The following is a 13135-nucleotide window of genomic DNA, read 5'->3' as shown; positions in this document are numbered from 1 at the left end:
GCGCACATGGTGCGGGCCCACGCCTGCGTGCGCGACTATCGCCACATCGACATCTGGGGCCGCGATCCGGCCAAGGCCGCCGCGCTGGCCGCCCGGCTGCGCGCGGAGGGCTACCCGGCGCGAGCGGCCGACGGGTTGCGCGCGGCGGTGGAGGCGGCCGACTGCGTCAGTTGCGTTACCACCTCCCGCGAAGCGCTGGTGCGCGGCGCATGGCTGAAGCCGGGCGTCCATCTCGACCTGGTTGGCGCCTTCCTGCCGTCCATGCGCGAGACCGACGCCCTGGCGGTGGCGCGCGCGCGGATCGTGGTGGACACCCGCGCAGGCGCGCTGGAAGAAGCCGGCGACCTGTTGCAGGCGATCGCCGAAGGCGCCATCGGGCACGAGGCGATATCCACCGAACTTCGCGACTTGCTGGGCGGGGCTGGGCGGCGCGGCGATCCCGGGGAAATCACCCTGTTCAAGTCGGTGGGTTATGCGCTGGAGGACCTGGTCGCCGCGCGCCGGGTTGTGGATAACGCCGCCTGAGGTTGTTCAGGATTTCTGTGCGGGGGCTTGTGGATAAGGTGGGTAAGAACCGCCAAGCCCCTGAATTGGCGAGGATTAGGCGTGGATGGTCAGAAAATGATCAGTGCTCGCGCCGGGGCACTTATCCCCAGCGCGTGGTCATGCCGCTGCCACAGTTGTTCAGGAAAACTGTGCGACGCCCTGTGGACAAGTTGGTGGCTGTTCGCTGCGGCCCAGGCACGGTGCGGGCTCCGCGAGGTTGGTCGTTTTTTGAGCAGACGCCTCGGCAAACTCGTGCGCAACTGTATGGCCAACCGGGCACGGCGAGGCTCTAGAATCCCCGGACATCGTTTTTCCGCCCCGTACGAGGAGATGCCCATGTCGTCCACCCTGTTCATCACCGGCGCCACCTCAGGCTTCGGCGAAGCCTGCGCCCGTCGTTTCGCCGAGGCCGGCTGGTCGCTGGTGCTCACCGGCCGTCGCGAGGAGCGTCTGCAGGCCCTGGCCGGCGAGCTTTCGGCGAAGACCCGGGTGCTGCCGCTGACCCTGGACGTGCGCGACCGCGCGGCGATGAGCGCGGCCGTGGACAACCTGCCGGAAGAGTTCGCCACCCTGCGCGGCCTGATCAACAACGCCGGCCTGGCGCTGGGCACCGACCCGGCGCAGTCCTGCGACCTGGACGACTGGGACACCATGGTCGACACCAACATCAAGGGCCTGCTCTACAGCACGCGCCTGCTGCTGCCGCGGCTGATCGCCCACGGCGCCGGGGCGAGCATCGTCAACCTGGGTTCGGTGGCCGGCAAGTGGCCCTATCCGGGTAGCCATGTCTACGGCGGCACCAAGGCCTTCGTCGAGCAATTCTCCCTGAACCTGCGTTGCGACCTGCAGGGCACCGGGGTGCGCGTGACCAACCTCGAGCCGGGGCTGTGCGAGAGCGAGTTCTCCCTGGTCCGCTTCGGCGGCGACCAGGCGCGCTACGACAAGACCTACGCCGGGGCCCATCCGATCCAGCCGGAAGACATCGCCGAGACCATCTTCTGGATCATGAACCAGCCCGCCCACCTGAACATCAACAGCCTCGAGATCATGCCGGTGAGCCAGTCCTGGGCCGGCTTCGCCATCCACCGCGAAAGCTGACCGGCGGAGGCGGCCGGGGCGCGCTATGATGCCCCGGTCGTCCCGATCGAATAAGCGAATTCCATGAGCAAACCGGGCCAACGCGTGCTGGCCGAGCTGCGCAAGCTGATCGCTTCCGGCGAACTCGCCGCCGGCGAGCGCATCGTCGAGATTCCCACCGCCGAACGCCTGCAGGTCTCGCGCATGCCGGTGCGCATCGCCCTGCGTACCCTCGAGCAGGAAGGCCTGCTGTGCAAGACCGGGCGCGGCTACAGGGTGCGCGCGGTGACCCGCGAGGATATCGCCGGCGCGGTCGAGGTGCGCGGCGTTCTGGAAGGCCTGGCGGCACGCCAGGCGGCCGAGCGCGGGCTGTCCGCCGAGGCACGGGCGACCCTGGAGGAATGCCTGGCCGAGGGCGACCGATTGTTCGCCAACGGCCAGGTCCTGCTGGAGGAGCTGGAGCGCTACCAGCGCATGAACATGCGTTTCCACCGCACCATCATCGAGGCCAGTGGCAACCCGGCGATCGCCGTGGCGCTGGCGCGCAACGACCACCTGCCGTTCGCCTCGGTGAGCGCCCTGGCGGTGGATCGCGACAATCTCGAGCAGGAATTCCGCCGTTTCAACTTCGCCCACATGCAGCACCACGCGGTGGTCGACGCGCTGGTCAACGGCCAGGGGGCGCGCGCCGAGGCGATCATGCGCGAGCACGCCAACGCGACCCTGCGCTATGCCGACTACTTCGATCCGGCGCGGAAGGGCGTCACCGTGCTTCACGGCGACGTCGCCGCCGACTAGAGATCCAGCACCAGCCGTGGGCTGCGCGAACGCGAACAGCAGGGCGTGAAGCAATCGTTGGCGGCTTGCTCCTCTTCGCTGAGGTAGAGGTCGCGATGCTCCGGTTCGCCGTCCAGCACGCGGGTCAGACAGGTGCCGCAGATGCCCTGCTCGCAGGAGGCCGGCAGGTCCACCCCGGCTTCGCGCAGGGCCGCCAGCACGGTCTGCCCGGCGGCGACTCGGATCAGCGCCCCGTTGCTCGCCAACTGCACTTCGAAGGTGCCGTCCGCATTGGCGTCCCGTGGCGCGGCGGCGAAGTGCTCGCGATGCAAGCGGCTTGCTTCCCAGCCCAGTTCGCGGGCGCTTTCTTCGATCCACTGCATGAAGCCCGCCGGCCCGCAAAGGTATAGCTGGGCGTCGCGCGGACTGGCCGCCAGCAGGGCGCGAAGGTCCGCGCGGCGGCGGCTGTCGCCGTGGTCGAAGTGGCAGTACACGCGGTCGGCGAAGGCGCACCGGTCAAGATAGTCGACGAAGGCCGCGCGCTCGGCGGAATGCGCGCAGTAGTGCAACTGGAAGTCGGCGCCATCGCGGGCCAGGCGTTCGGCCATCGCCAGCAGCGGCGTGATGCCGATGCCGCCGGCGAACAGCAGGCGCGGACCGGGCTCCGGCGACAGCGGGAAGAGATTGCGCGGCTCGCCGATGCGCAGCCGCTGGCCGACCCGCAGTTCGGCGTGCAGCGTGGCCGAGCCGCCGCGCGAGTCGCGGCAGCGGAGTACGGCGATACGGTAGTGGCGCGGCCGTTCGGCGGGGCCGTAGAGGGAGTACTGGCGGACCAGGCCGTTGGGCAGGTGCAGGTCGATGTGCGCGCCCGGCTCGAAGGACGGCAGTGCCGCCCCGTCGGCCCGGAACAGTTCGAAGCTGTGGATATCCTGCGCCTCCAGGCGGATGGCGCCGACGATGACCTCGATCATGGCGAAGGCTCCCGTCAGGCCTGGGCGCGGTTGGGGGCGGCGGCCTGGCGCTCGTCCGCCAGCAGGCGCTCGATGATGCGCCGGGCCTGCACGCCGCCGGCGTCGATGTTCAGTTTCAGCAGGTCGCGCCGTGGATGGCGCAGCAGGTTGCGCTGTTGGCTTTCGAGCATTTCCAGGTCTTCGCCGAAGATCTTTCCCTGGCCTTCGCGAATGCTCTCGGTAAGCGCCTGGTCGTGGGCCTGGAAGTTGCGCGCCATGCCCCAGAAGTACCAGATGGAAGTGGCGCTCTCCGGGGTGATGAAGTCGACCACGATGCTCGCCGCCTTGCGCTCCGCCGGCGCCTGGTAGCCGCCGTGGCCGGCGTGGGCCACGCCGACCTCGATCAGCACGTGGCTGGGCGGCGTGAAGCGGCAGATCTGCCAGCGGTCCACCGCCACGTCGTCGGCCAGGCCGTTGCCGCGCAGGGCCATGCGCCAGAACGGCGGGGCCATGACATTCTGCATGTGGCGGCTGGTGATCACCTCGTCGCCTTCCACCCGCGTGGTCGGCGCGGCCTCGTCGATTTCCTTCTGGCCGATGCTGGACGCATGGACATAGGTCTCGTGGGTCAGGTCCATCAGGTTGTCGATCATCAGGCGATAGTCGCAGTGGATGTGGTACAGCCCGCCGCCATAGGCCCAATCGGGGCTTTCCGCCCATTCCAGGCGGGGTATCAGCGCGGCGTCGGCCTGTTCTTCCGTGCCCGGCCAGACCCAGACGAAGCCGTGCCGCTCCTGCACCGGGAAGCGACGGATGCAGGGGAAGCCGCGGACCCGCTGGCCGGGCATCGCGCGGGTGCGACCGTCCTCGCCCATCGCCAGGCCGTGGTAGCCGCAGACCAGCACGCCATCCTCGACGAAGCCCAGCGACAGCGGCGCGCCACGGTGCGGGCAGAAATCCTCGAGGGCCGCCACGCGGCCGTCCTCGCCTCGGTAGAAAACCATCGGCTCGTCGCAGATGCGTCGGCCGAGCGGCTTGCCGGCCAGTTCGTCGGGGGTGCAGGCCACGTACCAGGCGTTCTTGGGAAACATCGTCGGATCCTCTCGTTGTTCTTGTAATTGGATCCAATGATTCGCGAGGCAACTTTTCCAAGTCAACCGATTCTGTACAAAAAATAATCCGTTCGATAGTCGAACATAAAAAACTTAAGGAAAAAATTGCTCAATTATCTCGTTCCAGAGCCTTTCTCGGATTTCGCTGACAGTGGGATATCCGCTGGCCATCCGTTTTCTTGTCGCACAAATGGATCCAATAGGATTGCGGCATCGACGCAACGGTGCCAGGGTGCCTGCGCTTGCCGTGCCTACAACAACAAGAAAAGGGTCTTCCCGATGATGGATTCCTGCATTCCCGCGCCTCGCTCCCGCCTGCCGTCGCTTCTTTCCTGTCCGCTCGGGGAGGGCCGCCCATGAACCGGGACTTGCGCCGCGCTCTCGACGACGAACCGATGCGGCCGTTCCAGTGGCTGGCGGTGGCTGTGTGCATCGTGCTCAACCTGATCGATGGCTTCGACGTGCTGGTGATGGCCTTCACCGCATCCTCGGTGGCCGCCGAATGGAACCTTGGCGGCGCCGAGATCGGCCTGCTGCTCAGCGCCGGCCTCTTCGGCATGGCCGCCGGCTCGCTGTTCATCGCGCCCTGGGCCGACCGCTGGGGGCGCCGCCCGCTGATCCTCGCCTGCCTGGCGCTGTCGGGCCTGGGCATGCTCGCCTCGGCGCTGAGCCAGGCGGCCTGGCAACTGGCGTTGCTGCGCGGGCTGACCGGGCTGGGTATCGGCGGCATCCTCGCCAGCAGCAACGTGATCGCCAGCGAGTACGCCTCGCGCCGTTGGCGCGGCCTGGCGGTAAGCCTGCAATCCACCGGCTACGCGCTCGGCGCGACCCTTGGCGGACTGCTCGCGGTATGGCTGATCGGCGCCTGGGGCTGGCGCTCGGTGTTCGTCTTCGGCGCTGGCCTGACCCTGGCGGTGATCCCGCTGGTCTGCCTGTGCCTGCCGGAGTCGCTGGACTTCCTCCTGGCGCGCCGGCCGCCGCGGGCGTTGCAACGGGTCAACGCGCTGGCCCGGCGCCTGGGCCGCGCGGCGCTCGCCGAACTGCCGAGCCCGCCCGGTGGCGGAGCGGAGCACGGTAGCCGCCTCGCCCGGTTGCTCTGCGTCGCCCAGCGACGTACCACGCTGCTGCTCTGGGCGCTGTTTTTCCTGGTGATGTTCGGCTTCTACTTCATCATGAGCTGGACGCCGAAGCTGCTGGTCGCCGCCGGCCTGTCCACCGCCCAGGGCATCACCGGCGGCACCCTGCTGAGCATCGGCGGGATCTTCGGTGCCGCCTTGCTCGGCGGGCTTGCCGCGCGCTTTCGCCTGGAACGGGTGCTGGCGCTGTTCATGCTGCTTACCGCCGCTCTGCTCGCGCTGTTCTCGCTGAGCGCCGGGCTGCCCGGCGCGGCCTTGCCGCTGGGACTGCTGATCGGGCTTTGCGCCAACGCCTGCGTGGCCGGCCTGTATGCCCTGGCGCCGAGCCTCTACGACGCTTCGGTGCGCGCCACCGGGGTCGGCTGGGGGATCGGCGTCGGTCGCGGCGGGGCGATCCTCTCGCCGCTGGTGGCCGGGCTCCTGCTCGACGACGGCTGGCAGCCGCTGTCCCTCTATGGGGCGTTCGCGGCGGTGTTCGTCGCCGCGGCCGCCGTGTTGCCGCTGCTCGGTGCGCGGCGTCGCGAGCGCTCGCCGACGCTGGGAGACGCTGCGTGAGGGCCGCCGGCGTTTCAGCGTTGGGCGGCGATGATCGCCTCGGCGATGGTGGTGCGGAACCAGTTCAGCGCCGCCGAGCGTTCGCTGCTCTCGTGCCAGTGCAGGGAGACGTCGAACGGCGGCAGGGTGAAGGGCAGTTCGAGCATGCGCATGCCGCCTTCGGCGACGAAGCGATAGGCGATCTGCGCCGGCAGGATGGTCAGCAGCTCGGTACCGGGAATGATCTTTGGCAGCACCGAGAAGTGCGGCACCCGCAGGCTGATGCGGCGTTGCACCTGCATGGCCTCGAGCACGTCCTCGGCGATGCCGTGGCCGGAGGTACGGGTCACCACGATGTGCCGCTCGGCCAGGTACTGCTCCAGGCTCAGGCTGTCGCCGATCCGCGGGTGGCGGTCGCTGAGCAGGCACACGTAGCGCTCGTGCAGGACCCGCTGGCTGCGCGCGCCGGGCACCGGCTGGCGGCAGATCGCCGCGTCGACCTTGGCGCTGCTCAGCCAGGCGCCGACCTCGTCCACCTGCAGCGGCAGCACTTCCACTTCGGCGAACGGCGCGTCGCGGGTCAGGCGTTCGAGGATCAGCGAGAGGAAACCCACCTCGCCGAGATCGGTGAGGGCGATGCGGAAACGTCGCTCGGTGGTCGCCGGATCGAAGTGGCGAACGCTCTGTACCGCGCCCTCGATGCGCGTCAGCGACTCGCGGAAGGTGCCGTAGAGCTGCTCGGCGACGAAGGTCGGCTGGATGCCGTCGCGGGTGCGGGTGAACAACGCGTCGTCGAACAGTTCGCGCAGGCGCGCCAGGGCGTAGCTCACCGATGGCTGGGTGACGAACAGGCGCTCCGCGGCGAGGGTCACGCTGCCCGCTTCGTAGAGGGTGACGAAGGTGCGGATCAGGTTGAGATCGATCGGACTCATATAGACCAGTTCTATTTTTTATAGAAAGAGTATCGATTTGATTGATTATCGAGCGGCTGCAACAGTAGCGCAAATCCAGGAAACGAGCTTGAAGGCCTGCATGAAAACCGTCCATTCCGCGTCTTACGAGATCCTCCGTCGCCACGGCCTGACCACCGTCTTCGGCAACCCCGGCTCCAACGAGCTGCCGTTCCTCAAGGACTTCCCCGAGGATTTCCGCTACATCCTCGGCCTGCACGAGGGCGCGGTGGTCGGCATGGCCGATGGCTTCGCCCTGGCCAGCGGCCGCCCGGCCTTCGTCAACCTGCATGCGGCGGCGGGCACCGGCAACGGCATGGGCGCGCTGACCAACGCCTGGTACTCCCATAGCCCCCTGGTCATCACCGCCGGGCAGCAGGTGCGCTCGATGATCGGGGTCGAGGCGATGCTCGCCAACGTCGATGCCGGACAACTGCCCAAGCCGCTGGTGAAATGGAGCCACGAGCCGGCCTGCGCCCAGGATGTGCCGCGCGCGTTGAGCCAGGCGATCCAGACCGCCAGCCTGCCGCCGCGGGCGCCGGTGTACCTGTCGATTCCCTACGACGACTGGGCGCAACCGGCGCCGGCCGGTGTCGAACACCTGGCCGCGCGCCAGGTCAGCGGCGCCGCGCTGCCCGCGCCGGCATTGCTGGCCGAACTCGGCGAGCGCCTGTCGCGCTCGCGCAACCCGGTGCTGGTGCTCGGTCCGGACGTCGACGGGGCGAATGCCAACGGCCTGGCCGTGCAACTGGCGGAGAAGCTGCGGATGCCGGCCTGGGTCGCGCCGTCGGCCTCGCGCTGTCCGTTCCCCACCCGCCATGCCTGCTTCCGCGGCGTGCTGCCGGCGGCCATCGCCGGGATCAGCCGGCTGCTGGACGGCCACGACCTGATCCTGGTGGTCGGCGCGCCGGTGTTCCGCTATCACCAGTTCGCCCCCGGCGACTACCTGCCGGCCGGCGCCGAGCTGGTGCAGGTCACCTGCGATCCCGGCGAAGCGGCACGGGCGCCGATGGGCGACGCGTTGGTCGGCGACATCGCGCTGACTCTCGAGGCACTGCTCGAACAGGTCCGCCCCAGTGCGCGGCCGTTGCCCGAGGCGCTGCCGCGACCGCCGGCGCTGGCCGAGGAGGGCGGACCGCTGCGGCCGGAAACCGTGTTCGACGTGATCGATGCGCTGGCGCCGCGCGACGCCATCTTCGTCAAGGAGTCGACTTCCACCGTGACTGCCTTCTGGCAGCGCGTGGAGATGCGCGAGCCGGGCAGCTACTTCTTCCCGGCCGCCGGCGGACTCGGCTTCGGCCTGCCGGCGGCGGTCGGCGCGCAACTGGCGCAGCCGCGGCGGCAGGTGATCGGGATCATCGGCGACGGCTCGGCCAACTATGGCATCACCGCACTCTGGAGCGCCGCGCAATACCGTGTGCCGGCGGTGTTCATCATCCTCAAGAACGGTACCTACGGCGCCCTGCGCTGGTTCGCCGGGGTGCTCGAGGTGCCCGATGCGCCGGGGCTCGACGTGCCCGGCCTGGACTTCTGCGCGATCGCCCGCGGCTATGGCGTCGAGGCGCTCCACGCGGCCACCCGCGAAGAGCTGGAAAGCGCCTTGAAGCATGCCCTGGCCGCTGATCGCCCGGTTTTGATCGAGGTGCCGACGCAAACCATCGAACCCTGATGTTCCACGGCGCCGCCCCATGCCAGAGTGGGCGGTGCCGACCGACGCCCGCGTGCGCCCATAACAAGAACAAGAGAGAGGTTGGTATGAACAGGCAATCCGCTGCGGCGGTGATCGACGCTGCCCGCTTTAACCGTACTCACTGGCTGATCCTCGGCTGGGGGTGTTTCATCATGCTGTTCGACGGCTACGACATGGTCATCTACGGCTCGGTGGTGCCACGCCTGATGCAGGAGTGGCAGCTGAGCCCGGTGCAGGCCGGCACCCTCGGCAGTTGCGCGCTGTTCGGCATGCTCTTCGGCGGCACCCTGCTGGCGCCGCTGGCGGACCGCTTCGGCCGGCGCCGCCTGGTGATCGCCACCACCCTGCTGGCGAGCCTCGCCGCCTTCCTCACCGGCCATGCCCGCGACCCGCTGGAACTGGGCGTCGGACGCTTTTTCACCGGCCTGGCGCTGGGCGCGCTGGTGCCCAGCGCGATCAACCTGATCAGCGAATTCGCTCCGGCCGGGCGGCGCAGCACCCTGGTCACGGTGATGTCGGCCTTCTACTCGGTGGGCGCGGTGCTCTCGGCGCTACTGGCGATCGCCATGATCCCCGCCTGGGGCTGGCAATCGGTGTTCTACGTGGCGGTGCTGCCGGTACTGGCGGTGCCGCTGATGTTGCGCTGGTTGCCGGAGTCGGCGGCGTTCCTCGAACTCAAGGGCCGCCGCGCCGAACTGGACGCGCTGCTGCGCAAGGTCGATCCCGACTACCGGCCCGGCGCCGAGCGGGCGAACGCTGTCGCGGCCGAAGCGCCGAGCGGACGGGTCGCCCAGTTGTTCGAGGGGCGCCAGGCACTGGGCACCCTGTTGCTGTGGGTGGCCTTCGCCATGTGCATGCTGATGAGCTACGGGCTCAACACCTGGTTGCCGAAGCTGATGGCCGGCGGCGGCTACGCCCTCGGTTCGAGCCTGGCGTTCCTCGTCACCCTGAATGTCGGGGCGACCCTCGGTGCGTTGTTCGGCGGCTGGCTGGCCGACCGCCTCGGCGCCGGCCGCACCCTGGTGCTGTTCTTCGCCCTGGCCGCGGCCTCCCTGGCGGCCCTCGGCCTGGGGCCAGGCCCCTGGCTGCTCAACGGCCTGCTGGTGGTGGCCGGCGCCACCACCATCGGCACCCTGGCGGTGATCCATGCCTACGCCGCGCAGTTCTATCCGGCCTGGGTGCGCTCCACCGGGGTCGGCTGGGCCGCCGGTGTCGGCCGCCTCGGCGCCATCGCCGGGCCGATGCTCGGCGGCAGCCTGCTGGCCCTGGAGCTGCCGTTCCAGCAGAACTTCCTGGCCTTCGCCGCGCCTGGCGTGATCGGCGCGCTGGCGATCGCCTGCATCCACCTGCGGCCGCGCGTGCCGGCGGAAGTGTCCGTCGACGCGACGGCGAAGAAACCCCTGTGATTTTCGAAAGAGGAGAAGAGCGATGAGCGATTCCCGTTATACCGACCTCGGTCTCCAGCCCCTGGCCGGCGAGTGGCGCCACGGCCGGGCCGGCCGCCGGCTGAAGGTGAGCAATCCGTTCGACGGCAGCCTGCTGCTGGAGATCGAGCAGGCCGACCGCGACGACCTCGGTGCCGCCTACGCCAAGGCCGCCGAGGTCCAGCCGGCATGGGCCGCGCTTGGCCCCTCGGCACGCGCGGCGGTGCTGTACAAGGCGGTGGAGGTGTTCGACCGCCGCCACGAGGAGATCGTCGACTGGCTCATCCGCGAGTCCGGCAGCACCCGCCTGAAGGCCGAGATCGAATGGGGCGCGGCGCGCGCGATCACCCTGGAGTCGGCGTCGTTCCCGGCACGGGTGCACGGGCGCATCGTCGAGTCCGACGTGCCGGGCAAGGAAAGCCGGGTCTACCGCAGCGCCATCGGCGTGGTCGGGGTGATCAGCCCGTGGAACTTCCCGCTGCACCTGACCCAGCGCTCCATCGCCCCGGCCCTGGCGCTGGGCAACGCGGTGGTGGTCAAGCCGGCCAGCGACACGCCGGTCTGCGGCGGACTGCTGCTGGCGCGGATCTTCGAAGAGGCCGGGCTGCCGGCCGGGCTGTTCAGCGTGGTGGTCGGCCCCGGCAGCGAGATCGGCGACGCCTTCGTCGAGCACCCGGTGCCGGGCCTGGTGACCTTCACCGGGTCGACCCCGGTGGGCCGCAACATCGGCCGCATCGCCAGCGGCGGCGCGCACCTCAAGCACGTGGCGCTGGAGCTGGGCGGCAACAGTCCGTTCGTGGTGCTCGGCGACGCCGACCTGGAGCAGGCGGTGAATGCCGCGGTGTTCGGCAAGTTCCTCCACCAGGGGCAGATCTGCATGGCGATCAACCGCATCATCGTCGAGGACAGCCTCTACGACGCCTTCGCCGCGCGCTTCGTCGAGCGGGTCAAGGGTCTCCGCGTCGGCGATCCGCAGCGCGCCGATACCGCGGTCGGGCCGATCGTCAACGCGCGCCAGCTCGAAGGCCTGCTGGAAAAGATCCGCCTGGCCCGCCAGGAAGGCGCCAAGCCGCTGTACGAGGGCGGCGTCGATGGGCAGTTGCTGGCTCCGCACGTATTCGGCGAGGTCAGCGCGACGATGGAGATCGCCCGCGATGAAATCTTCGGCCCGCTGGTCGGCCTGCTCCGCGCGCGCGACGAGGCGCATGCGCTGGAGTTGGCCAACGCCAGCGAATACGGGCTGTCCAGCGCGGTGTTCAGCCGCGACCTGGAACGCGCGGTGCGCTTTGCCCGCCAGCTTCGCGCGGGGATGACCCACGTCAACGACATTCCGGTGAACGACGAGGCCAACGCGCCCTTCGGCGGCGAGAAGAACTCCGGACTTGGCCGCTTCAACGGCGACTGGGCCATCGAGGAATTCACCACCGACCACTGGATCAGCGTGCAGCACGCGCCGCGCCAGTACCCGTTCTGACCCTGGCGGCGGGGCCCGCGCCCCGCCGCTGACCCGACCGTCGTCGCCAGGTGGCCCGCAGAGGCTGCCGGGGCCCGGTCGTCCCTGAAAAACGGAGCACAATAACAATGAAAATCCGTCGTAAAACCGCAGTCCCGCGCAACGCAGGGGCGGTCCTGCCGATGCTCGCCTGTCTTGCCGCGCAAGCTGCCGAGGGCGGCTTCCTGGAGGATGCGAAGACCGACCTGGTCCTGCGCAACTATTACTTCAACCGCGATTTCCGCGACCACGATGCCGGCAAGAGCCTGGTGGACGAGTGGGCGCAGGGCTTCATCCTCAAGTTCAGTTCCGGCTATACCCCGGGCACGGTCGGCGTCGGCCTCGACGCCATCGGCCTGTTCGGCGTGAAGCTGAACAGCGGACGTGGCACCAGCAATTCCGAGCTTCTTCCGTTGCACGACGACGGTCGCGCGGCGGACGACTATGGGCGTGTCGGCGTGGCCGCCAAGCTGCGCGTTTCGGCCAGCGAACTGAAGATCGGCGAGATGCTCCCGGACATTCCGCTGTTGCGCTACGACGACGGACGCCTGCTGCCGCAGACGTTCCGCGGCTTCGCCGTGGTTTCCCGAGAGCTGCCGGGCCTGGCCCTGCAGGCCGGACGCTTCGACGCGGTGAGCCTGCGCAATTCGGCGGACATGCAGGACCTGTCGGCCTGGAGCGCGCCGACGCAGAAATCGGACGGTTTCAACTACGCCGGCGCCGAATACCGCTTCAACCGCGAGCGCACCCAACTGGGCCTGTGGCACGGGCAACTGGAGGACGTCTACCGGCAGAGCTACGCCAACCTGCTGCACAAGCAGCGTGTCGGCGACTGGACCCTGGGCGCCAACCTCGGCCTGTTCGTCGACCGCGACGACGGCGCCGCGCGCGCCGGCGAGATCGACAGCCATACCGTCTACGGCCTATTTTCTGCCGGCATCGGCCTGCACACCTTCTACCTTGGCCTGCAGAAGGTCGGCGGCGACAGCGGCTGGCAGTCGGTCTACGGCAGCAGTGGGCGGAGCATGGGCAACGACATGTTCAACGGCAACTTCACCAACGCCGACGAACGCTCCTGGCAGGTTCGCTACGACTACGATTTCGTCGGCCTCGGCTGGCCCGGCCTGATCGGCATGGTCCGCTACGGCCATGGCTCGAACGCCACCACCAAGGCCGGTAGCGGCGGCAAGGAATGGGAGCGCGATGTCGAACTCGGCTACACCGTGCAGAGCGGTCCGCTGGCGCGGCTCAACGTGCGCCTCAACCACGCCAGCAACCGACGCAGCTTCAACAGCGACTTCGACCAGACGCGGCTGGTGGTGAGTTACCCGTTGTCGTGGTGACGGACGCTGTCTCGCCGCTCCTCCGGACAGTTCCGGAGGGACGGGGAGCGGGAGGCCCGGTGCTTCGGCGGATAACCGCTGGGCGGTTATCCGCCCTACCGGAG

Annotated in this window: 10 protein-coding genes and 1 pseudogene; 8 read left to right on the top strand and 3 right to left on the bottom strand. The window is 69.0% G+C overall.

Annotated elements, in window-relative coordinates; all coding sequences use genetic code 11:
* From FFS27_RS17760 to FFS27_RS17750, 3 genes and pseudogenes are all read left to right on the top strand, one after another.
* Positions 1–525, top strand: a pseudogene (locus tag FFS27_RS17760) (ornithine cyclodeaminase family protein); the annotation flags it as partial.
* 357 nt (positions 526–882) lie between these two features.
* Positions 883–1644 carry an SDR family oxidoreductase gene (locus tag FFS27_RS17755; RefSeq protein ID WP_003095557.1) on the top strand — a complete coding sequence of 254 codons (762 nt, stop codon included), beginning with the start codon at positions 883–885 and terminating at the stop codon, positions 1642–1644.
* Between the two features lie 63 nt (positions 1645–1707).
* Entirely contained in the window at positions 1708–2421 is a 714-nt protein-coding gene (locus tag FFS27_RS17750; RefSeq protein WP_003109450.1) for a GntR family transcriptional regulator, read from the top strand.
* On the opposite strand, the gene FFS27_RS17745 is transcribed toward FFS27_RS17750, so the two are convergent.
* Together FFS27_RS17745 and FFS27_RS17740 are read right to left on the bottom strand one after the other, a co-directional pair.
* Complete coding sequence (locus tag FFS27_RS17745; RefSeq protein ID WP_003109449.1) at positions 2418–3371, bottom strand: PDR/VanB family oxidoreductase; 954 nt, start codon at positions 3369–3371, stop codon at positions 2418–2420. The two genes, FFS27_RS17750 and FFS27_RS17745, sit on opposite strands and share 4 nt — an antisense overlap.
* A gap of 14 nt (positions 3372–3385) precedes the next feature.
* Positions 3386–4441, bottom strand: coding sequence for an aromatic ring-hydroxylating oxygenase subunit alpha (locus FFS27_RS17740; RefSeq protein ID WP_003109448.1), 1056 nt, complete (start codon positions 4439–4441; stop codon positions 3386–3388).
* A 377-nt stretch (positions 4442–4818) separates the two neighbouring features.
* On the opposite strand from FFS27_RS17740, the gene FFS27_RS17730 reads away from it, so the two are divergent.
* A complete protein-coding gene (locus FFS27_RS17730; RefSeq protein WP_003095547.1) occupies positions 4819–6153 on the top strand; it encodes an MFS transporter in 1335 nt (444 codons plus the stop codon).
* 14 nt (positions 6154–6167) lie between these two features.
* Here FFS27_RS17730 and FFS27_RS17725 read toward each other — a convergent pair whose 3' ends face one another.
* Entirely contained in the window at positions 6168–7064 is an 897-nt protein-coding gene (locus FFS27_RS17725; RefSeq protein WP_003095545.1) for a LysR family transcriptional regulator, read from the bottom strand.
* A gap of 100 nt (positions 7065–7164) precedes the next feature.
* Here FFS27_RS17725 and mdlC point away from each other — a divergent pair, with 100 nt between their 5' ends.
* From mdlC to FFS27_RS17705, 4 genes are all read left to right on the top strand, one after another.
* On the top strand, positions 7165–8751 hold the full coding sequence (gene mdlC, locus FFS27_RS17720) for a benzoylformate decarboxylase (protein WP_003109446.1): 1587 nt from the start codon (positions 7165–7167) through the stop codon (positions 8749–8751).
* Positions 8752–8837: 86 nt separating this feature from the next.
* The gene (locus FFS27_RS17715; protein WP_137952119.1) at positions 8838–10178 is read left to right on the top strand and encodes an MFS transporter; all 1341 of its coding nucleotides are present in this window, start codon (positions 8838–8840) and stop codon (positions 10176–10178) included.
* A gap of 22 nt (positions 10179–10200) precedes the next feature.
* Positions 10201–11670: an aldehyde dehydrogenase family protein gene (locus FFS27_RS17710; protein ID WP_033990025.1), complete on the top strand. Its 1470-nt coding sequence runs from the start codon at positions 10201–10203 to the stop codon at positions 11668–11670.
* A gap of 107 nt (positions 11671–11777) precedes the next feature.
* Positions 11778–13031, top strand: coding sequence for an OprD family porin (locus tag FFS27_RS17705; protein ID WP_009314331.1), 1254 nt, complete (start codon positions 11778–11780; stop codon positions 13029–13031).
* Positions 13032–13135: the final 104 nt, after the last annotated feature.

Source organism: Pseudomonas sp. 2VD, from assembly GCF_005503585.1.
Taxonomy (GTDB): Bacteria; Pseudomonadota; Gammaproteobacteria; order Pseudomonadales; family Pseudomonadaceae; genus Pseudomonas; species Pseudomonas aeruginosa.
Note: the sequence above shows the minus strand (reverse complement) of the source record. Positions and strands in the feature narration are given on the sequence as shown.